Origin of the sequence: Vibrio sp. 10N.247.310.24 (genome assembly GCF_041467175.1) — a bacterium.
Taxonomy (GTDB): Bacteria; Pseudomonadota; Gammaproteobacteria; order Enterobacterales; family Vibrionaceae; genus Vibrio; species Vibrio tasmaniensis_A.
The window spans coordinates 26,763-47,099 of sequence record NZ_JBFSUD010000011.1 but is presented as its reverse complement, the minus strand read 5'-3'; the positions used below and the strand labels follow the sequence as shown (position 1 = coordinate 47,099).

Here is a 20,337-nt window from a genome sequence, read left to right as displayed (position 1 = left end):
AATATAGCGCGATCACCGATTAATGGCTTGGTGCTTTATAGAAGTGGCTCTCAACTAACCTTTGTGTGATTTGGTGAGTTGGGTTAGTCAGTACTTCATGTGTTTCGCCACTTTCAACCACATTGCCTTCGTGCATGACGATGATCTTATCTGTGATGTGTTTAACAATGCCGATGTGTTGGGAAACATAAACGAACGATACGCCCATCTCTTCTTGAAGTTCTAGGAACAGATTGATGATTTGCGAACGCATCGCCATATCCAAACCATTCAACGCTTCATCAGCCACAATGATGGAAGGCTGAAGTATCAATGCGCGAGCCAAACAAACCCTCTGCTTCTGGCCTGCAGCAAGCATCTGAGGATAGAAGTAAGCATGTTCTGGTAGAAGCCCAACACGTAATAATGTGTCCTTTACGCGGCGCATGCGGGCTTCTGGTGGCATGTTGGTATTTCGCTTCAACGGTCCTTCAAGGATTCGACCAATCTGGATGCGTGGGTTTAGCGAGGTGTTCGGATCTTGGAAGATCATTCGAATCAGTTTGCAGCGAGTTGAGTAGTCTTTGTGCTCTAGCTTTTCACCGTTCACTCGGATCTCACCTGCTGTTGGTTCCACCATACCCGCTAGCATTCTTGCTAATGTCGATTTCCCCGACCCATTCTGACCGATAAAACCAATAGTCTGTCCCGCTTCAAGGGAAAAGCTGACTGGCTTCACTGCCTGATGAATCTTTTTACGGAAAAGACCAGAGCGAGTCGTAAAGTCTTTAGATAAATCACTGACCTCTAATAATGCACTCATGATTTCTTTTTCTTCTCCATATTCAGAGGGAAATGACAGTTAAATTTGTGGGTCTTTATACGCTTAGTATGCGGGATCTCGACACACTGTCTTTGCGCGTATGGACAACGTGGTCCAAGTCGACAACCAATCGGGAGGTGCTGCAGCGGCGGAATTGACCCTGGTAAAGATTGCAGTTTTTCTTTATGGGGAATCCAGTCGTTAAAATCGGGCATCGCTTTTAGCAGTGCAACGGTGTAAGGATGCTTTGGTACATCCAACAGTTTTGTCGTATCTGCAGACTCAACGGACTGACCACAGTACATCACGGTTATTCGTGTCGCCCATTGAGTGATAGTCGTTAAATCGTGCCCAATGAGGAGAATTGTCGTGTTATGAAGTTGATTCATTCGGCTCAATAAGCGCAATATTTGAGACTGCGTAATCGGGTCTAAATCGTTGGTTGGCTCATCGGCAATTAGCACTTTTGGCTTGGCAGCGATCGCCATGGCGATCATGACTTTTTGACACTCACCATCGGTCAACTCATAAGAATAACTGTCCATTAGGTGAGAGTGATTTTTGATCCCCACTTTATGCAGTAATGCTATTGCTTGCTTTTTTCGCCACTTAAACCGTTGCCACCATCGACCTTCAAATGAACGCGAAGGAATCGCCTCTATTAGCTGGCGTCCCACTTTTTCGGAAGGGTCAAGACACGTCGATGGTTCTTGGAAGATCATCGCGATATCGCGAGCGATCACACGGCGTCGTTCTTTGGGCGTCAGTTGTAGCAGGTCGATATTGCCAAGGCGCATTCGGTCGGCAGACACTTTCCAGTTTTCTTTGCAAACACCAACGATCGCTTTTGCAACCAAGCTCTTACCAGAACCTGATTCACCTACTAAGCCACGAATTTCTCCCTCATTGAGGGTAATACTCATTCGATCTACTGCTTTAACCATCCCTTGAGGGGTCTCAATCTCGATAGTTAGATGTCGAATATCAAGTAACGGCATTATTCGATTCCTGCATTTAGCGCTTGGCGAACACCTTCACCGACAAGGTTAATCACGATCACTGTAAACATAATGGCTAAGCCGGGTAGAGTTACTGTCCATGGCGCAAGGTAAATCAGCTCTACAGAATCACCCAAAATTGAGCCCCATTCGGTACTTGGTGCTTGAGCGCCAAGCCCTAAGAAACCCAAGGCCGTGATATCAAGAATGGCGACTGACAATGCCAGTGTAATTTCAAGTGCCACTACAGTAAGAATATTAGGAAGGATTGAATTCCATAACAGGTAGAAGTCATTCGCACCATCAAGGCGAGAAGCCAAAATATAGTCTTTTTCTACTTCTGCATGCACGGCAATGTATACCGAACGAATAAAGCGTGGAATCAATGCCAAACATAAGGCTAGCAAGATATTAAACTCGCCAAAGCCAAGAAATGCCACGAAGATAATCGCAAGTAGCAACGACGGAATAGACATTACCGTGTCAAGCAAGTGGTTTAGCGTGCTTGATAGCAACCCACGAGTCATACCTGCAAGTACGCCAATCAGACAACCGATGACTGCTGCGATAAAGGTAATCACTACTGCGGCACCAAATGTCAGCTGAGAGCCAATAATCAGACGGGATAGAATATCTCGCCCTAAATCATCAGTGCCTAGAAAATACTCAACTGTTCCAGCCGGATCCCAAGAAGGAGGTGTTAGTAGGTGCCCCGTCTGCTCTTGAGCATCATGTGGTGCTAGCCATGGTGAAGTGATGGTGATCAAAATGATCAAGACCAAACACCATAGTCCAAACATTGCGAGATTATTGCCACGGAAGCTGCGCCAGAAACGCTCGAATTGGGTTGGAATCTGTTCTTCTTGGTAGACGTTATTTGTTAGCATACCATTCCTTCCTTACCAGAGGATTGACCATCGCGCCCAGTAGATCGGACAGTATATTCGCGGTCAAAACCAAGGTTGCTACCACAATTACACCAGCTTGAATTGAAACGTAATCTTGATTGGATAATGCATCCAGCAACCAGCGGCCAATACCCGGCCAGTTAAAGATAGACTCGGTGATGATAGCGAGCGTTAACATACTGGAGAGTTGAACGCCGACCTTAGGAATAATCGGTGGTATTGCATTTCTTAATACGTGTTGAGTGACGATCTCTCTTGTTGAAAGACCTTTGATTCGTGCGGCACGGATGTAGTTTTGAGCCATCACTTCAGCCACTGACGCTCTCATTAGTCGGATAACCTGGGTTGTTGGAGCGAGCGCCAAAACAAGGCAAGGTAACGCCATATGGTCTATTACGCTCTGTAGGGCGTGTGCTCGATAGTTACCTTCGGCAAAGAAGGCATCAATCATTGCAAAGCCAGTCACGTGTTCAATTTCGTAAAGTAGATCGTATCGCCCCCCAACAGGGAACATCTCGAAGTGCAGTGAGAACACCATGATCATTAGCAATGCGACCCAAAATATAGGTGCTGAGTAGCCTGCCATTGAAGTAAACGATATGGTGGTATCAACAAACTTACCTTGTCTCATGCCGGCAATTGTGCCGAAAGGGATGCCGATAAACAGTGCGAGTAGAAAAGCAAAGAAGCACAATTCTAACGTCGCAGGAAATACCACGACAAGCTCTTCGATGATAGGAACACCGTGTTTGCTCAGGCCGAAATTCAGCGTCGATAATTCGGTGACGTAGCTAAGCCAGCCGGGCCAAAAATCTTGAATTGCCCAAGGTGAGGTTTGGTCTAATCGAAGTAGAGCAAAGCCCACTAAAGTCAGAATTCCAAGTGTAATAATGAATAAGTTTACACGTCTTAATGTATACCAAAACATCAGTTCACCTCCCTTCTGACTTGATCAAAAGGTTGAGCATTAAAAGGACTACGTTTAAAACCTGTTAGCGAACGATCGTGCACACGGAATTGCACGCCATGAGCGAGAGGTATCACAGGAACTTCTTCATTAAGAATGTTTTGGGCTTGTCGATACAAGTTCACGCGATGCCTTTGTTGATTAATCTCTAATGCCAAGTCGAGAAGGAAATCAAAGTCTGAGTTGCACCACATAGAGACGTTTAATCCCGCGCGTTCCGAACTACATGATAGAAGTGGACGTAAGAAGTTGTCTGGGTCGCCCGTACTGCCAATCCAACCTGTGAGTAACAAATCTGTTGAGGAAATTGAAGACAGCTGTGTTCGGTCAAATCGGTCGTCGGTATAGAGTTTCAATTCAATACCAATATCAGCCAAGTTTGCTTGGATCAGTTCTGCCGTTTTTCTTGGACTTGGATTGTATGCGCGTGGCTCTAGTGGCACCCACATTGAAAGCTCTAACCCTGGTTCTACACCGGCCTCTCTAAGAAGTGCGAGTGCGTAGTTTCGATCATAGCGAACTTGAACGCTGTCTTTTTGATAAGCCCAAGAAGTAGGGGGAAGTAACGTGTAGGCTTTTGTACCTGTACCGTAGTACACAGAATCAAGAATGTTCTGACGGTTAATAGCCAAGTTCAATGCTTTACGTACTCGTGCGTCACGCAATGCAGGGTGTTCTGTGTTTAGCGCGATGAAAGAGACATTTACTGCAGGTGTGGCAGAAATCTTCAATTCTTCATGAGCTTGAATAATAGGGATCTGGCTAGAAATTGGTGAGTTCAACACGTCACACTCACTGCGGAGAAGCTTGGCAAGTGTGCCTGTACCGCGTTGTGAAGTATCAAATACGACTTGGTCCATTTGTACTTCACCCTTCCAGTAATGCTTGTTCTTTTTCAAGCGAACAAGATCATTAATTTGATATTCATCCAAGTAGAAAGGGCCTGTGCCTACGGGCTTGGAGTCTATTTCATTTTTTTCATCTGTGGTAATCAGCTTGTTGGCATACTCTTTGGAGTGGATGACCGCATAACTGGTGGCGATATTGTTAAGAAATGAATTATCTGGGCGACTTAACTGGAACTTCACCGTTAGGTCATCCTCCGCCGTGATTTCAACAATCAGGTTTTGAAAGTCGATGCCAGCGAACCATGGATATAAACCGCCACCCACATAATGAAATGGGTTTGAACTATCAATAATTCGTTCAAAACTAAAGACCACATCCTGTGCATTCATGGTACGGGTTGGGGTAAACCAATCTGTGGTTTGAAACGCAACATTTGGGCGCAGCTTGAAAGTGTACTCTGTACCTGATTCATCGACAGACCAGCTTGTTGCCAAGTTCTGTTTTGGTCGGTAAGTCATTGGATCAAGAGTGAGCAGGGTATCGAAAATTTGAGGGCTCAGCGATTCTGAGGTAATGCCACTATCAACCAATTGTGGATTGAAGGTACTAGGATTACCTTGGCCGCAATAAATGAAGCCTTTTTCACGGATTTGCTCGTGAGTGACACTTTCACCACATCCAGCTAAAAAGCCAAGCGTGCAGATGCTAAGTGATAGTCTTATTAGTGCTTTCATAAAAAGAAATACTTTTCGAAACGAGGCGTTAGAGGAGCCTCAAGATCCCGACAATTTAACATTTTATTTATTAGGCTCCAAATAATAATCAAGTGTGGACAGCTATTTATCGTTAGCTTGCCCTACAATCGCGTACTTCCTCACCATTCCTCGTAATTGGTTATAGGTTAACCCAAGTAATTCTGCTGCTTGCTTCTGGTTATACTTGCTCTGTTTTAGTGCTTGATTGAGTAATTTAATGTCTTGCTGTTCTTGCCATGCTTTATAATCAAGCGGCAAAGAAAATGAGTGCTCTAATGGAGTATGGCTGTTGGACAGATCATTGCCAGTTTCGTGCGTGGAATCTTGATCTATTTGCCATGTTGGTTTAAAGGGGTTAAACACCAAAGATTCAATAGGATATGGATCTTTACCGTGCTGGTAGATAGCTCGTTCAACGACGTTTTTGAGTTCTCTCACATTTCCCGGCCAAGAATAATCCAATAGTGCCTCAACAGCAGATGGAGCAAAACCGACAAACAGCTCCAATTCTAACTCTCGACACATCTTAATGGCGTAGTATTCTGCTAGCAGCGTGATGTCTTCTTTTCGTTCGCGAAGAGGTGGGATAGTAATGACATCAAACGCCAGTCTATCTAATAAATCGGGTCTGAATTCGCCTTTTAACGCCATGTCTGGTAAGTCAGCATTGGTCGCACACACCAGTCTTACATTGGCACTTAGCGCCTTTTGTCCGCCAACACGCTCATATTGCCCGTATTCAATAACACGCAATAGCTTCTCTTGAACGGCAAGGGGGGTGGTCGCTAGTTCATCTAAGAACAGAGTTCCACCTTCAGCCCTTTCAAAACGACCTTGATGACGACCTTTTGAACCGGTAAAAGAACCTGATTCATGACCAAACAACTCTGAATCAATCAACCCTTCGCTAAGGGTTGAGCAGTTCAGTGAGATCAATGGCTGGTCCCAGCGCCTTGAAAGGTAATGCAGCCTTTGAGCGATTAACTCTTTACCTGTACCACGCTCCCCGATGATCAGAATCGGTCTTTCGATTGGTGCGAGTTGAGACACTTTATCCAAAACAGAGAGAAAACTAGGGGATTCACCAATGAGATTCTGCTGCATAAATGGGTCCTTGTATGGTCTGATTTCCAATGGGCATGATATAGAGAGCTTTATTTACATCACTTGATGTAAATAGCATTAATCACAAAGTTGTAGTGGTGAAAAATACCAACACTTGGCTAAATTCATCATAGCATGGTTCGGGTTAATCAACATTTTATTGTAAGTATTTGATAAACAATGGCTTAAAAGTTGGCACGCTACTTGGATTACTTATGGTAGGTTTAACAACAGACGTAGATTTTTGAGCAAGTGGATTGAGAAATCGAAAACGATTTAAAACCTATTTGCCATTATTGCAATTAAGGAGTTTCTTATGGGTATTTTTTCTCGCTTTGCAGACATTGTAAATTCAAACATCAGTGCACTATTAGATAAGGCTGAAGATCCTGAAAAGATGATTCGCCTCATTATTCAAGAAATGGAAGACACGCTGGTTGAGGTTCGTACTAACTCAGCAAAAGCCATTGCAGACAAGAAAGAGCTAGCACGTAAAGTTGAAGCTATCGAAACTCAGATTCTAGATTGGCAGAATAAAGCGACATTAGCCCTGACTAAACAACGTGAAGATCTGGCTAGAGCGGCACTAATCGAAAAGCAAAAACTTGAAGATATCATCAAGAGTCTTCATACCGAACAAACCTTGGTTCATGAAACCATCGAAAAACTAACCAGTGAGATCGGTAAGCTTGAAACCAAAATCGCCGAGACACGTGCAAAACAGCAAGCACTAATGATTCGTAATAACGCAGCAAGCAATCGTCGCGATGTTCAAAAACATCTGCATTCAAGCAAAACCAACGAAGCAATGGCGAAGTTTGAGCAATTCTCACGTAAAGTGGATGAACTAGAAGCTGAAGCTGACGTTTACGCAAAAACCGGTAACGCAAAATCTTTAGACCAAGAGTTTGCAGAGCTACAAGCTCAAGACGAGATTGAAAAAGAGCTGGCGAAACTGAAGCAACAAGTTGAAAACCGCGATAAATAATTTTAGGAGTTGTCTATGTCAACATTTCTAATTGCAGGTCCACTGATTGTCTTTTTGATCTTCGTGGCACCGCTATGGTTATTCTTACACTACCGCAGCAAGAAGAAATCCAGCAATGGTCTTTCAGAAACGGATCTTCAGCGTCTGCATAAGCTTTCTGAGCAAGCTGAGTCGATGCAAGACCGAGTGAAAACGTTAGAAAAAATACTGGATGCGGAGTCACCTAACTGGAGACGAAACTATGAGTAGAGAACTGTATCGCGATCCGATTAACGGTAAATTGTCTGGCGTGTGTGCCGGATTAGCGAACTATTTTGGCCTTGAAGTTTGGTTGGTTCGTATCTTAGTGATCTCAGCCGCACTGCTAGGTGGTAGCTTTTTGGTGTTATTAGCGTATTTAGCTTTGACATTTATGCTGGAAAAACAACCACCTCAATATGTCGATCAGATGAAAGCTAAACAAGAGCACACACTCAAGCAAAAACCCTGGGAAAAAGGGCAAACAGCAGAGTCTTTGTTGGGCACTTTAGAGGGTGATTTCCAGAAGTTAGAGACCAGTGTACGCAATATGGAAGCTTATGTGACTTCGGACACTTTTAAAGTCGACCGTGCATTTAAGAACATGTAGTGGTCAAGCCTCAAAAAGATTAGATAACGGTTTAGGAAAATTTATCCCAAGCCGTTATTTTTTTTAATAATTTTGTCTAAATAAATCTTACGATAACTGGTAAGTTACATGTGATTAATCTATGTTAATAAAATATTTATAGATATGGATGATCGCAATGTACAAAGCCTCCCTAGTCCTATTGGTGACCTTATCCGGGTTATCTGGGTGTGGTAAGGAGCTCCCTCCGGTTCCAGAACCCGAATCACGACCAGCCAAACTCTTCACTGTCTCCGTAGGTAGTAATGCCTTTGAACGTAGCTTTCCTGCCACCACTGAAGCGGGTGACAAAGCCGTACTGGCCTTTCGTGTTCCAGGGCTACTTCAGACTATCGATGTCACATCTGGTCAACAGGTCAGTAAAGGTGAAGGGCTTGCAACGCTCAATCCTGACGAATATCAACTGCTAGAGAAGCAAGCAAGAGCCAACTTTAAGCTTGCTGACGTTCAATACCAACGTTCCATCAAGCTACGTAAGGATAGAGTGGTTTCTGAGCAAGATTTTGACCAAGCGAAAGCAAATCATAACTCTGCGAGAGCGGTTTTAAATCAAGCAAAAGCTAATCTTCGCTACACCACACTTGTTGCGCCTTATGAGGGTACTATTTCTATTATTCCTGCTGAAAACCACGAATACATCGCGGCTAAGCAAGGTGTAATGAATATCCAAACGAATCAGATCCTCAAAGTTGTCTTCTTATTGCCTGATCAATTAATTGCACGCTTTTCTGCAGGGTTTGAGACAGACGCAACTATGGTATTCGATGCCTTCCCTGAACATTCTTATGTCCTCACCTTTCAAGAAGTCGATACCGAAGCCGATCCTAAAACCGGTTCATACAAGGTCACTATGGTAATGGAGAGACCGACTGATATCGGCATCCTGCCGGGTATGTCTGGCACGGTTAACCTTGTTTCTTCACAAGCAGCGGCGACAAAAATTCCAACCTCAGCAATGATGACCAATGGAGATGATGTCTCAGTATGGCGCGTTAACAACGATGGTATCGTCGAAGAAGTCGCGATAGTCATTGATGAAAAACGTCATATTATTTCGGGTCTTAACGACGGAGATCGCGTTGTGACCTCGGGCGTTAATGGATTAGAAACTGGTGTCAAAGTTCGTGAGTGGATCAAGGAAAGGGGGCTCTAACATGAAGACAGTATCAAAAGCCATCGGCCTATCATGTTTGGCGTTGTTGACAGCCTGCAAAGACAAAGGTGTCACTGAAGTCGAAAAGCTTCCTCTTGTTAAAGCCATTGAAATCTCCGTCTTAGACTTTAACGATAAACTCTATTTTCCAGCAGTGGCTAATGCTGCTGAGAAAGCGCACCTAAGTTTCCGTGTCGCTGGTGAGATTTTTAAACTTGATGTCAAAGAAGGTGAACAAGTTAAAAAGGGTGATGTTCTTGCCGAGTTAGATCCAACAGATTATCAGTTGGACGTTGATAACGCTCAAGCTAGATACACAGTGATTAACAGCCAATACAGACGTTCAAGTCCGTTGGTCAAAAAGGGGTTATTGGCTAAGTCTCAATTCGATGAGATTGCCGCTCAGCGTCAAATCGCTTATGCCGAGTTAGAATTGGCAAAACTGCGTTTGTCATTTACTAAGCTTCGCGCACCGGTTGATGGAATTATCTCTCGTGTCAGTGTTGACCAATACGAAAATATTCAGGTTGGCCAACAGATTGTGAATATTCACAGTGTTGAGGATGTTGAAGTTGTTATCCAATTGCCTGACCAAATCTATGTAAATCAACCAAATGAAGCGACTATCTCGAATATTGAGGCAGTAGTTAGAGTTCCAAGTGGGAATGAATACAGTGCGGGGATAAAAGAGTTTACGACTGAACCCGATCCAAACACAGGTACATTTACCGTCACGCTTGCTTTACCTATGCCAGAAGATGATTTGATTCTTGACGGTATGGCCGTTGAGGTCACGTCAAATGGGCGTGATATCGGGTTGAAATTAAAAGCCGGCGTACTTATTCCTATTGAGGCTGTGTTTAATGCCGATGGGGATGAGTTAACTCGTCAAAACTCTTACGTGTGGATTCTTAATGACGACAATACAGTATCTAAACAGCAAGTCGTATTAGGCAAAGCGAATCAGAAAACATTGCAGATAATTAAAGGATTAGAAATGGGGCAGCATGTCGTTGTTGCAGGCGTATCGCGATTGCGAGATGGGATGACAGTGGAAGTATTGTCTCAGGAGACGAACAATGAGTGAAGTCAATAACAAGCCCCAAAGTGATGATCAACAGGGTGATGACCAAATCACTGGAGTGGCGGCTTATTTTATACGAAATAAGGTCATTAGCTGGATGCTATCACTGATCTTTCTTATTGGTGGTGTGTCTGCATTCTTTGGTTTGGGCCGTTTAGAAGATCCTGCCTTTACCATCAAAGATGCCATGGTAGTGACCTCTTATCCGGGAGCGACGCCTCAGCAAGTGGAAGAGGAAGTGACTTACCCATTAGAGAAAGCGATTCAACAGCTTACCTATGTTGATGAAGTTAACTCTATCTCTAGTCGTGGCCTGTCTCAGGTTACGGTAACGATGAAGAATAATTACGGCCCTGATGATCTTCCACAAATTTGGGATGAACTTCGACGTAAAGTGAATGATTTGAAAGGTCAACTTCCACCAGGGGTAAATGACCCTCAAGTCATAGACGACTTTGGTGATGTTTACGGTATTTTGCTTGCCGTAACGGGGGACGGTTACAGTTACAAAGAGTTACTTGATTACATTGATTACCTAAGGCGAGAGCTAGAACTTGTTGATGGGGTCAGTAAAGTCTCGGTATCTGGCCAACAACAAGAGCAAGTGTTCATTGAGATATCGATGAAACGGATCAGCTCTCTGGGTTTGTCTCCAAATACTGTATTTAACCTTTTATCCACTCAGAATATTGTTTCAAGTGCAGGTGCTGTCAGGATTGGTGATGAGTACATTCGAATCCATCCAACAGGAGAGTTCCAGAATGTTGAACAGCTCGGTGATTTGATTCTTACGGAAGGTGGTGCTCAAGGGCTTATCTACCTAAAAGATGTGGCGAATGTAACTCGTGGTTATGTTGAAGTGCCTACTAACATCATTGGCTATAACGGGAAGCTCGCACTTAACCTTGGTGTTTCTTTTGCACAAGGCGTGAACGTGGTCGCAGTGGGTGAAGCCTTTGACCGAAGGCTCGCCGAGCTGAAATACCAACAGCCCGTAGGTATTGACATATCTGAGGTTTATAACCAACCCAAAGAAGTCGATAAGTCAGTTAGTGGATTTGTAGTGAGTTTAGGACAAGCGGTTGCGATCGTAATCGTAGTGTTGCTGTTCTTCATGGGATTACGATCGGGTTTGTTGATTGGTTTGATACTGCTATTGACCGTTTTCGGTACCTTCATTTTCATGCAGTACTTCAAAATCGATCTTCAACGTATTTCATTGGGCGCGTTGGTTATCGCGCTGGGGATGCTGGTGGATAATGCCATTGTGGTGGTGGAAGGGATATTGATCGGCACGCAGAAGGGGCGAACTCGAATGCAGGCCGCCACGGATATCGTTACCCAGACTAAATGGCCACTGCTTGGTGCAACGGTTATTGCGGTCACCGCTTTTGCCCCAATCGGTTTGTCTGAAGACTCAACGGGCGAATATTGTGGCACCTTGTTCACGGTTCTACTTATCTCCTTGATGCTGAGTTGGTTTACGGCCATCTCACTCACGCCATTCTTTGCCGATATGTTCTTCAAAGGCCAGAAAGTCGATCCAGATAGTGAAGGTAAAGACCCATACAACGGGATGGTTTTTGTTATCTATAAAAACTTCCTTGAGTTCTGTATGAAGCGTGCGTGGCTCACGATGTTCGTTCTGATTATTGGTTTGGGTGCGAGTGTTTACGGCTTTGGTTTTGTAAAACAAGCCTTCTTCCCATCTTCGACTACGCCAATGTTCCAAGTGGATGTTTGGATGCCGGAAGGTACCGATATTCGTGCGACCAACACTAAGCTTAAAGTGCTTGAAGGTTGGTTAGCAGAGCAGGACGAAGTTGAGCACATCACGACAACGGCAGGTAAAGGCCTACAACGTTTCATGCTGACTTATGCGCCAGAGAAAAGTTATAGCGCATACGGTGAGATAACGGTTCGTGTGAAGAGTTATGAAGTACTTGAAGGTTTGATGTTGCGCTTTCGTGAGCATGTAAACGGCCAGTTCCCTGAAATTAATTACAAACTTAAGCAGATCGAATTAGGTCCTGGTGGCGGTGCTAAAATTGAAGCGCGAATTGTGGGTTCTGATCCAACGGTTTTACGTTCAATCGCAGCTCAAGTTATGGACATCATGCGTGCTGACAATGGGTCGTTTAACGTTCGTCACGATTGGCGTGAAAGAACTAAGGTACTGGAACCTCAGTTCAACGAAAGCCAAGCGCGTCGTTATGGTATTACCAAATCTGACGTTGATGATTTCCTAGCGATGTCTTTCTCTGGTAAGTCGATTGGTGTGTATCGTGATGGTACTACGCTGATGCCTATTGTGGCTCGTTTACCTGAAGATGAGCGAATTGATATTCGCAACATCGAAGGTATGAAGATTTGGAGCCCGGCATTAAGTGAATACATCCCACTACAACAAGTAACACTAGGCTACGAATTGGAATGGGAAGATCCACTGATCATCCGTAAGAACCGTAAGCGTATGCTGACGGTAATGGCGGATCCTGACCTACTGGGTGAAGAGACAGCATCAACTTTACAGAAACGCTTACAGCCACAAATAGAAGCGATTGAGATGCCACCGGGTTATTCATTGGAATGGGGTGGTGAATACGAGTCGTCAGCTGACGCTCAAGCGTCACTGTTCACAACTATGCCGTTAGGCTACTTGTTCATGTTCTTAATCACGGTGTTCTTGTTTAATTCGGTGAAAGAGCCCCTGATTGTTTGGTTAACGGTACCACTCGCCTTGATAGGGGTAACGACAGGCTTGCTAGCCTTGAATACACCGTTCGGTTTTATGGCGCTTCTGGGCTTCTTGAGTTTGTCTGGAATGCTTCTGAAGAACGGTATCGTACTGCTTGATCAAATTGAGATTGAGATGAAGTCAGGTAAAGACCCATATATAGCGGTTGTTGATGCGGCATTGAGTCGTGTACGTCCTGTATGTATGGCGGCTATCACAACGATTCTCGGTATGATTCCATTGTTACCGGATATCTTCTTCAAGCCAATGGCGGTAACCATCATGTTTGGTTTGGGCTTCGCCACCGTACTGACGCTAATCGTGGTACCTGTGCTGTATCGTCTATTCCATAAAATTGAAGTCTCGTAAGACGAGTGAGTCTTTGAATTAATGCCCCTGTTTAGGGGCATTATCATTTCTGAGTGATTTAAAATAGGTAGCAATAACATGGAAACAAACACTGAAGGTAGAACGTGTGCATGGGCACTGAAGCACGAACTGGAAAGGGAGTACCACGACGCAGAGTGGGGCGTGCCTGTTTATGATGACCAAGTTCTGTTTGAGTTCATTACTTTAGAAGGCGCTCAGGCGGGCCTGAGTTGGATTACGATCCTTAAAAAGCGCGAAGGCTATCGTGCTGCCTTTGATAATTACGATCTAAACAAGTTAGCCGAATTGAATGAAGACAATGTGCCACACGTCATAGAGAACTTTGATGTGGTTAAGCATAAAGGCAAGATTGCCTCTGTGTATAACAACGCTCGAGCAACGCTTGAACTGCAGAAAGAGTTTGGTTCTCTTTCAAACGCCTTATGGCAATTTGTCGATAACAAGGTGATCGAAAACCACTGGATTGAGATGACTCAAGTTCCAGCTTCTACCGAGCAATCCAAAGCGATGAGTAAGTTTTTGAAGAAGAGAGGCTTTAAGTTTGTTGGGGAAACAATCTGTTACGCGTTAATGCAAGCGACAGGTATGGTTAATGACCATTTAGAAGGTTGCCCACATAAATAAAGGTGTTATTTCTCGACGCGAAATAATTGTGTGTAAATTGAAAAATTCACTGGTCATTTATAAACTTTTCAATATTATATGCGACCAAATTCAAATGTAGACAACGATAGTGAATCAACAAAACTACCAAATATGTGATGCTAACTATGATCCCTTGCTTAGGCAGTTTATGCGTGAGGATGGCCACGTAGAAACTATCGCGCCGCTAGAAGGTAAAGTGTTCCTATTCTTGCTTGAAAATACAGGCGAATGCATTGAGCGAGGCCTGATCTTTGATAGATGTTGGGGGGATGTGATTGTCTCTGAGCAAGCGTTGACCAACGTGATATCTAAGCTTAGAAAAACACTGAACAGAGTGACTTGTGGTTGCGCCACGATTCGTACCGTCAGTAAAATGGGGTATTCTCTGGAGATAGAGGAATCATCTCAACCTCAAAATACAGAGCCTAAAGCGACAGTCCCTGAGGCGGATTTAGTATCAGAGTCTCCTCAAACGATAGGATTATCGCAAGCCGAACTTAACCCATCATCAATAACGACAAATCAAACACAAACCTCAGGCGAGTCACCTGAGAAAAAGCCGCAAGATGAGCAGGCTCATGTTATGCCTGCATCAGTAACACAAAGCGTTGAAGGCGACATGGAAATGCCATTGTCCACAGTTAGCCCGAGAGGTTCAGTCAACGCGGTACCACCTAGCTTTAAGCTTTTTGTTCATCGTCATTTAGCCTGCGTGGGCTACTTTTTAGCCTTTACCTGTGTGTTGATCTCTTTGTTTAATATATTTCAGGCTTACTATCAGCCATTGCCATACTTTGTTGATAAAAATGAGTATCACGACAGCTTCGTAGATGAAACTAATCACTACTTTTTCCATATTGTTCGCAATGAAGCCTACTCGTTGCCTGCGATCACTGAGAGACTGATACAAGTTATACCTAGCCACTGTAATGTTGATGTTTTTGTTCGCATTTATCCATCTGTCAACCAACCTGAAAATGATGCTTTGTATATGCTGATTGAGAGAAAGGATGGCGAAGCTCTTAATTACTTGTCATCTATTTTTGAAGTTGAGTCATCTTTTGATTCGTTTGTGAATTACATGGCTCAAAGGAGTTACTTTTGCGAATAATTGGTTTGCTATTGGTATTAGCACTCACAGCTGCAAGTTTCATGATTGATAGAAACGTATTAGCGGGCACTCGTTGGCACTGTAAAACCATCAAAACGGGCTTTATGACGCAGGCATTTCAACCTTATCAATCGTTGTATGAACGTATGACTTTTACCTTCCAATCAGACAATACGTTTATGATTGCAGAGGCGGTGAAGATTGAAGAGAAGAATGGTCAGGTGAGTAAATTGGAGCACCACTCCTCAGGTCGTTATTCGTTAGAAGATGGCGAGTTGTCTATCTCTATCATTGATTATTCGCCGACAACTGAAACTGATGATCCTGTTATTAATCGAGAGTATAGCTCGTATAAGGGGCTGAATATTGATTACTCAGTTGTTGTCACCGATGACTCACTCTATTTATTTAATAAAAATCGTTTCGAAATTTTTAATTGGGTATGTTTTAAGGTTCAGAAGTAGTCATATAACTTCTACACCAAGAGCTTACCGAACTAAAAAAGGCAGGTTGTCCCTGCCTTTTTGTGGAAACTTGTTTATTGTTTTACTTAAACCAGAGCGTTGTAACGATCTAGTCCAGCTTCTAGATCCGCAATCAGGTCATCGACGTCTTCTAAGCCGATATGAACGCGTATCAAGGTTCCTTCGAAGTTAGGGTTCGCTACCGTTCTCAAGCTATTAAAGCTGCTCGGTTCGTTCGCTAGAATCAAACTTTCAAATCCACCCCATGAGTAACCCATACTAAAGTGCGTCATACCATCAAGCAGAGCAGTCGTTGCTTTTGTGTTTGAGTTCTTCAGTACGAAAGAGAACAAACCATTACCGCCAGTGAAGTCTCGTTTGAAGAATTCATGACCAGGACAAGACTCAAGGGCAGGGTGACGAACATGGTCAACCTCAGGGCGTGTTTCTAACCACTTTGCTACTTTAAGGCTGTTTTCAGCATGTTGGCGAAGTCGAACGTCAAGAGTGCGAATACCGCGAAGACCAAGATAAGCGTCATCTGGAGATACGCACTGTCCCATCAAGTAACTCTGCTCTCTCAGTTGATCCCAACATTTTTCGTTGGCTACTGCCGTTCCTAGCATCACATCAGAGTGACCAACAATGTATTTAGTCGCCGCTTGAATTGAGATGTCGACGCCAAAATCGAACGGTGAGAAGTTAACACCAGCCGCCCACGTGTTATCGAGCATTACAATGATGTCATGTTCATGGGCAATACGTGCGAGTGTTGGGATATCTTGAACTTCCATGGTGACTGAACCCGGAGACTCAGTAAATAGAACCTTAGTATTTGGCTTAATAAGGTCTTGGATACCTTCACCGATCGTTGGCTCGTAGTAAGTGGTCTCTACACCCATCTTTTTCATTATGGTGTCACAGAAATCACGAGTGGGTTCGTAACAGGTATCGACCATCAGAATATGGTCACCTGTTTCAACAAAAGAGAGGATGGCATTAGAGATGGCTGCCGTACCACAAGGGTAAAGTGCGCAACCTACACCACCTTCAACTTCAACCATTGCATCTTGAAATGCGAAATGAGTCGTGGTGCCACGGCGTCCGTAGAAAAGTGTCTTGTTAGCGCGGTTGATGGTCGCTTTGCGTTTCTCTTCTACTGTGTTGAACACGACAGTTGAAGCGCGTTGTACTGGTGGGTTAACGACACCATTAGTCCACTTCTTATCACGACCTGCAGTGATCAGTTTAGTGGTTTTGTTCTCGGACATGCTGTGAATTCCTTATCAATCGGTTATGTCCTATTTAAAACATGCCAATAGCCTTCAAAGCAAGAGGAGAGCGGGAGTTTTTGCGCTTTTCTTTTGCTTTTTAACCTTCCACGTCGTTTATCGTGAAAGGTTTAAAATCCGATAGTCGGCGAGTGATGAGCCGCGGTGGACGCATTGATGGAATTAAAGCAGCGGGTTGAATAAGTAAAACAACCTTTCGAAGAAGCGGTTGCGTAGGTTTCTCTGCTCCCATTGCTCCAATTCCACTGGATGAGATGATTCAATATAGGATTGCTGCAAATCAAACAGTTGCTTGGTGAAGTGCACATCATCAACGGCTAGCGTTACTTCGAAGTTAAGCCATAGGCTGCGCATGTCGATATTGACCGTTCCGATTAAGCAAAACTCTTCATCAATCACTACCGATTTGGTGTGAAGAAGCCCGCCGTAAAACTCATATATCTTCACTCCGGCTTCAAGCAGTTCGGTATAGAAGGCGCGAGAAGCCCATTTAACCATTAATGAATCGTTGTTATGTGGAATGATTAATTCTACGCTGACACCACGTTGTGCCGTCATTTTGAGTGTTTCTAATAAGTCGGCACTCGGTACAAAGTAGGGTGTTGTAATACGAACTGAATGGTTTGCTTGATTAATCGCAATAGTAAGAACTTGCAGAATCAAATACTCCGGCATGCCCGGCCCAGATGGCACTACTTGAACTGGATGATGCGTCATTATTTCTTCAACCGGGCACTCTGGTAAATCAGGAAGAATGCGTTCACCGGTTTCCACTTCCCAATCCCAACCATGAATTGCTGACAACACGTTAACGGTTGGCCCAGTGACGCGAACCATGACATCAATCCATTGGCCGACACCTGAGCTCTGTTTGAAATGAGCTGGATCTACCATATTCATTGACCCGGTATAGGCGATGGACTCATCAATCACGATGATCTTCCGGTGCTGCCTTAGATCTAAACGGCGTAAGAAAATACGCCAAGGACTAACCTCTAATGCTTGGACAACGTGAACGCCAGCGTCTTTCATCATTGAACGCCAGTGACTTTTGAAAAAGCGCGGGCTACCTGCAGAATCGAGTAAAACTTTAACATCGACACCACGTTTTGCTGCTCGAATAAGTGCGGAAGCAACGGAGTCAGTTAAGCCGCCGGGGTGCCAAATATAGAAAACCATTTTGATACTAGTCTGGGCGTTTTCTATATCTTCGATAATTGCGTGTAGGATCTCATTAGGAGAAGCCTGCAGTGAAAGTGTGTTTCCGCTGAGCGCTGGAATGCCCATCCGATTGTTACAAAGCTCATCAATTTTGTGGATAGGCGAGCCGACTTTACCTGGAAGGTGGACTTGGCAATCATTTAATTGGCGGAACCAATCACCAAAAGGCGTAAACATGCGATGTGCCCGCTCAGCCCTCTTTCTACCAAGATTTAGCTCTCCGAAAAGGAAGTAACAAGCGACGCCAACAATAGGGATAATGTAGATAACCATCAACCATGCGAGAGAAACGCTGACAGAGCGTCGTTTTAGTACGACACGAAAAGTCACACCGGCGACAAGGACCCAGTATAAAGCGACAGAAGCTAAAGTTAAAAAATGGTAGAGCTTTTCCACATTGAATACTCGAAAAAAGAGACACTTAGATAGTAATGCTATTTTACGGATATGGGAATTTAAGGAATCAACTATTTACAAAATAGAGCAAAAGCTGTAAACAGGTTAAAGTTGTTAAGTTTTAGTTAACTTAAGACGAATGCAATTGTTTTGTATGAAAAACCGGCATTTAACCATAAAGATTTACATTGATAACGAAATATATACGGTTCGGGCTTCCAATTGTATTCTTAAACTGGTTTACTTGCTAGATAACGAGCGTCAATCAAATCTTTTAATGGTGTAAATTATTATATACACCTTATCTTTTAATGACGCCACACAAAGCAAAATACAACATCACATAACACAAAAGTTTGGAGTAAACGTGGCTACTAGTAATACAACCACTACACCCCGCGATACCTGGGGTTCGAAATTAGGATTCGTAATGGCTGCAGCAGGTTCTGCTGTTGGCTTAGGTAACATCTGGAAATTCCCATACACAGCAGGTGAAAGTGGCGGCGGTGCATTCGTTGCAATTTATCTGTTTTTTGTAATCTTCATCGGTTTTAGTGTGATGCTGACTGAATTTGCGATTGGCCGTCATACGCAAAAATCAGCAGTAGGTGCATTTAAATCAACTGACCGTCGCTGGACGTTCGCTGGTGTTATTGGCGTAGTCAGTGGTTTACTTATCATGGGTTTCTACCCTGTAGTAGGTGGCTGGTCTATCGCATACATCGGTAAAATTGCTGGTGGTCTACTAGACGCACCTGAAGCAATTGGCGACAGCTTCGGTGGCTTTATCTCAAACCCAGTTCAGCCACTAATGTGGATGGGCCTATACCTACTACTTAACGTTGTCATCGTTATGAAGGGTATTTCTGGCGGTATTGAGAAAGCGGGTAAGATTCTGATGCCACTTCTTTTCATCATCCTTATCGTGGTATCAATCAAAGGCCTAATGCTTCCGGGCGCGATGGCTGGTCTTGAATTCCTATTCAGCCCTGACTTCTCTAAAGTAGACAGCGGTGTAATCCTAGCCGCACTAGGTCAAGCATTCTTCTCACTATCTCTTGGTATGGGTTGTATGTTGACTTACGGTTCTTACCTTAAGAAGAAAGAGAACCTAGTTCAAACTACAGCTATGGTTACGGCGATGGATACAGGCGTTGCTATCCTAGCTGGTGTTGCAATGTTCCCTGCAATGTTCGCATTCGGTATGGAACCTGCAGCAGGTCCTGGTCTAGTATTCGTTGTTGTTCCTCAGCTATTCGCTGAAATGGGCGGCGTAGTTGGTCTTCTATTTGCTCTTATGTTCTTCGTTGGTCTAAGTGTTGCGGCACTGACTTCTTCAGTATCTCTACTTGAAGTTGTTGTTTCGTACCTAATCGATGAGAAAGGCATGAAGCGTGTAACAGCTGTACTGTCTGCAAGTGTCGTAATGGCGATTCTATGTATCTTCGCTTCTCTATCACTTGGCGGTTTCGGTCCAACACTGTTTGGTACTGGTGCATTTGATATCTTCGACTTACTAACGGATAAAATCTTCCTAGCAGTTGGCGGTATGTTGGTATGTATCTTCGCTGGTTGGAGACTAAACCGTGCTGACCTAGAGAAAGAAATCACTAACGACGGTGAAGTATCTTTCCCACTATTCGGTCTATGGTACACACTCGTTAAGTACATCATCCCAGTAGCTATCGCTATCGTAGCGTTCATGGGTATCTCTTCTGGCTTCGACAGCGGTAAAGGTGCAATCATGCTACTAGGTATTGGTATCATTGCCGGCTCTGCGCTTATTTCTAAGAAGCTATAATTCTT

General features: G+C 43.9%; 18 protein-coding genes. 10 read left to right on the top strand and 8 right to left on the bottom strand.

What is annotated here, in order from left to right; translation table 11 throughout:
* Positions 1-19: 19 nt before the first annotated feature.
* The 6 genes from AB6E08_RS05455 to pspF all read right to left on the bottom strand — a co-directional run bounded on the left by AB6E08_RS05455 (position 20) and on the right by pspF (position 6,383).
* A complete protein-coding gene (locus AB6E08_RS05455) occupies positions 20-802 on the bottom strand; it encodes an ATP-binding cassette domain-containing protein (RefSeq protein WP_009848782.1) in 783 nt (260 codons plus the stop codon).
* Positions 799-1,800 (bottom strand): oligopeptide/dipeptide ABC transporter ATP-binding protein, encoded by a 1,002-nt coding sequence (locus AB6E08_RS05450; RefSeq protein ID WP_009848781.1) that lies wholly within the window; start codon positions 1,798-1,800, stop codon positions 799-801. The genes AB6E08_RS05455 and AB6E08_RS05450 overlap by 4 nt, the downstream gene beginning before the upstream one ends.
* Positions 1,800-2,687, bottom strand: coding sequence for a putrescine export ABC transporter permease SapC (sapC, locus tag AB6E08_RS05445; protein ID WP_009848780.1), 888 nt, complete (start codon positions 2,685-2,687; stop codon positions 1,800-1,802). The genes AB6E08_RS05450 and sapC overlap by 1 nt, the downstream gene beginning before the upstream one ends.
* On the bottom strand, positions 2,674-3,636 hold the full coding sequence (locus tag AB6E08_RS05440; RefSeq protein ID WP_009848779.1) for an ABC transporter permease subunit: 963 nt from the start codon (positions 3,634-3,636) through the stop codon (positions 2,674-2,676). Before AB6E08_RS05440 ends, sapC begins: the two co-directional genes overlap by 14 nt.
* Positions 3,636-5,258, bottom strand: coding sequence for an ABC transporter substrate-binding protein SapA (sapA, locus tag AB6E08_RS05435; RefSeq protein WP_372063455.1), 1,623 nt, complete (start codon positions 5,256-5,258; stop codon positions 3,636-3,638). Before sapA ends, AB6E08_RS05440 begins: the two co-directional genes overlap by 1 nt.
* A gap of 102 nt (positions 5,259-5,360) precedes the next feature.
* The gene (gene pspF, locus AB6E08_RS05430; RefSeq protein WP_012604358.1) at positions 5,361-6,383 is read right to left on the bottom strand and encodes a phage shock protein operon transcriptional activator; all 1,023 of its coding nucleotides are present in this window, start codon (positions 6,381-6,383) and stop codon (positions 5,361-5,363) included.
* Positions 6,384-6,699: 316 nt separating this feature from the next.
* Here pspF and pspA point away from each other — a divergent pair, with 316 nt between their 5' ends.
* The 9 genes from pspA (at position 6,700) to AB6E08_RS05385 (ending at position 15,622) form a co-directional block, all read left to right on the top strand.
* A complete protein-coding gene (gene pspA / locus AB6E08_RS05425; protein ID WP_010440091.1) occupies positions 6,700-7,371 on the top strand; it encodes a phage shock protein PspA in 672 nt (223 codons plus the stop codon).
* Between the two features lie 15 nt (positions 7,372-7,386).
* On the top strand, positions 7,387-7,620 hold the full coding sequence (gene pspB / locus AB6E08_RS05420) for an envelope stress response membrane protein PspB (protein WP_009848775.1): 234 nt from the start codon (positions 7,387-7,389) through the stop codon (positions 7,618-7,620).
* Positions 7,613-7,999 (top strand): envelope stress response membrane protein PspC, encoded by a 387-nt coding sequence (gene pspC / locus AB6E08_RS05415; RefSeq protein ID WP_029405178.1) that lies wholly within the window; start codon positions 7,613-7,615, stop codon positions 7,997-7,999. Before pspB ends, pspC begins: the two co-directional genes overlap by 8 nt.
* 157 nt (positions 8,000-8,156) lie before the next feature.
* On the top strand, positions 8,157-9,191 hold the full coding sequence (locus AB6E08_RS05410; RefSeq protein ID WP_372063452.1) for an efflux RND transporter periplasmic adaptor subunit: 1,035 nt from the start codon (positions 8,157-8,159) through the stop codon (positions 9,189-9,191).
* Between the two features lies 1 nt (position 9,192).
* Positions 9,193-10,278: an efflux RND transporter periplasmic adaptor subunit gene (locus tag AB6E08_RS05405; protein WP_009848772.1), complete on the top strand. Its 1,086-nt coding sequence runs from the start codon at positions 9,193-9,195 to the stop codon at positions 10,276-10,278.
* On the top strand, positions 10,271-13,381 hold the full coding sequence (locus tag AB6E08_RS05400; protein WP_009848771.1) for an efflux RND transporter permease subunit: 3,111 nt from the start codon (positions 10,271-10,273) through the stop codon (positions 13,379-13,381). The genes AB6E08_RS05405 and AB6E08_RS05400 overlap by 8 nt, the downstream gene beginning before the upstream one ends.
* Before the next feature lie 78 nt (positions 13,382-13,459).
* A complete protein-coding gene (locus tag AB6E08_RS05395; protein WP_009848770.1) occupies positions 13,460-14,026 on the top strand; it encodes a DNA-3-methyladenine glycosylase I in 567 nt (188 codons plus the stop codon).
* Between the two features lie 109 nt (positions 14,027-14,135).
* Entirely contained in the window at positions 14,136-15,158 is a 1,023-nt protein-coding gene (locus tag AB6E08_RS05390; protein WP_017100082.1) for a winged helix-turn-helix domain-containing protein, read from the top strand.
* On the top strand, positions 15,149-15,622 hold the full coding sequence (locus AB6E08_RS05385) for a hypothetical protein (protein WP_009848768.1): 474 nt from the start codon (positions 15,149-15,151) through the stop codon (positions 15,620-15,622). Before AB6E08_RS05390 ends, AB6E08_RS05385 begins: the two co-directional genes overlap by 10 nt.
* Before the next feature lie 86 nt (positions 15,623-15,708).
* On the opposite strand, the gene AB6E08_RS05380 is transcribed toward AB6E08_RS05385, so the two are convergent.
* Together AB6E08_RS05380 and cls are read right to left on the bottom strand one after the other, a co-directional pair.
* Positions 15,709-16,893 (bottom strand): cystathionine beta-lyase, encoded by a 1,185-nt coding sequence (locus AB6E08_RS05380; RefSeq protein WP_372063448.1) that lies wholly within the window; start codon positions 16,891-16,893, stop codon positions 15,709-15,711.
* A 183-nt stretch (positions 16,894-17,076) separates the two neighbouring features.
* The gene (gene cls / locus AB6E08_RS05375; RefSeq protein ID WP_012604351.1) at positions 17,077-18,531 is read right to left on the bottom strand and encodes a cardiolipin synthase; all 1,455 of its coding nucleotides are present in this window, start codon (positions 18,529-18,531) and stop codon (positions 17,077-17,079) included.
* Positions 18,532-18,898: 367 nt separating this feature from the next.
* On the opposite strand from cls, the gene AB6E08_RS05370 reads away from it, so the two are divergent.
* On the top strand, positions 18,899-20,332 hold the full coding sequence (locus AB6E08_RS05370; protein ID WP_012604350.1) for a sodium-dependent transporter: 1,434 nt from the start codon (positions 18,899-18,901) through the stop codon (positions 20,330-20,332).
* Positions 20,333-20,337: the final 5 nt, after the last annotated feature.

Bases quoted from the DNA above. Each gene is read 5' to 3' on its own strand.
- AB6E08_RS05455 (WP_009848782.1), bottom strand. From the start codon at position 802: ATGAGTGCATTATTAGAGGTCAGTGATTTATCTAAAGACTTTACGACT.
- AB6E08_RS05450 (WP_009848781.1), bottom strand. From the start codon at position 1,800: ATGCCGTTACTTGATATTCGACATCTAACTATCGAGATTGAGACCCCT.
- sapC (WP_009848780.1), bottom strand. From the start codon at position 2,687: ATGCTAACAAATAACGTCTACCAAGAAGAACAGATTCCAACCCAATTC.
- AB6E08_RS05440 (WP_009848779.1), bottom strand. From the start codon at position 3,636: ATGTTTTGGTATACATTAAGACGTGTAAACTTATTCATTATTACACTT.
- sapA (WP_372063455.1), bottom strand. From the start codon at position 5,258: ATGAAAGCACTAATAAGACTATCACTTAGCATCTGCACGCTTGGCTTT.
- pspF (WP_012604358.1), bottom strand. From the start codon at position 6,383: ATGCAGCAGAATCTCATTGGTGAATCCCCTAGTTTTCTCTCTGTTTTG.
- pspA (WP_010440091.1), top strand. From the start codon at position 6,700: ATGGGTATTTTTTCTCGCTTTGCAGACATTGTAAATTCAAACATCAGT.
- pspB (WP_009848775.1), top strand. From the start codon at position 7,387: ATGTCAACATTTCTAATTGCAGGTCCACTGATTGTCTTTTTGATCTTC.
- pspC (WP_029405178.1), top strand. From the start codon at position 7,613: ATGAGTAGAGAACTGTATCGCGATCCGATTAACGGTAAATTGTCTGGC.
- AB6E08_RS05410 (WP_372063452.1), top strand. From the start codon at position 8,157: ATGTACAAAGCCTCCCTAGTCCTATTGGTGACCTTATCCGGGTTATCT.
- AB6E08_RS05405 (WP_009848772.1), top strand. From the start codon at position 9,193: ATGAAGACAGTATCAAAAGCCATCGGCCTATCATGTTTGGCGTTGTTG.
- AB6E08_RS05400 (WP_009848771.1), top strand. From the start codon at position 10,271: ATGAGTGAAGTCAATAACAAGCCCCAAAGTGATGATCAACAGGGTGAT.
- AB6E08_RS05395 (WP_009848770.1), top strand. From the start codon at position 13,460: ATGGAAACAAACACTGAAGGTAGAACGTGTGCATGGGCACTGAAGCAC.
- AB6E08_RS05380 (WP_372063448.1), bottom strand. From the start codon at position 16,893: ATGTCCGAGAACAAAACCACTAAACTGATCACTGCAGGTCGTGATAAG.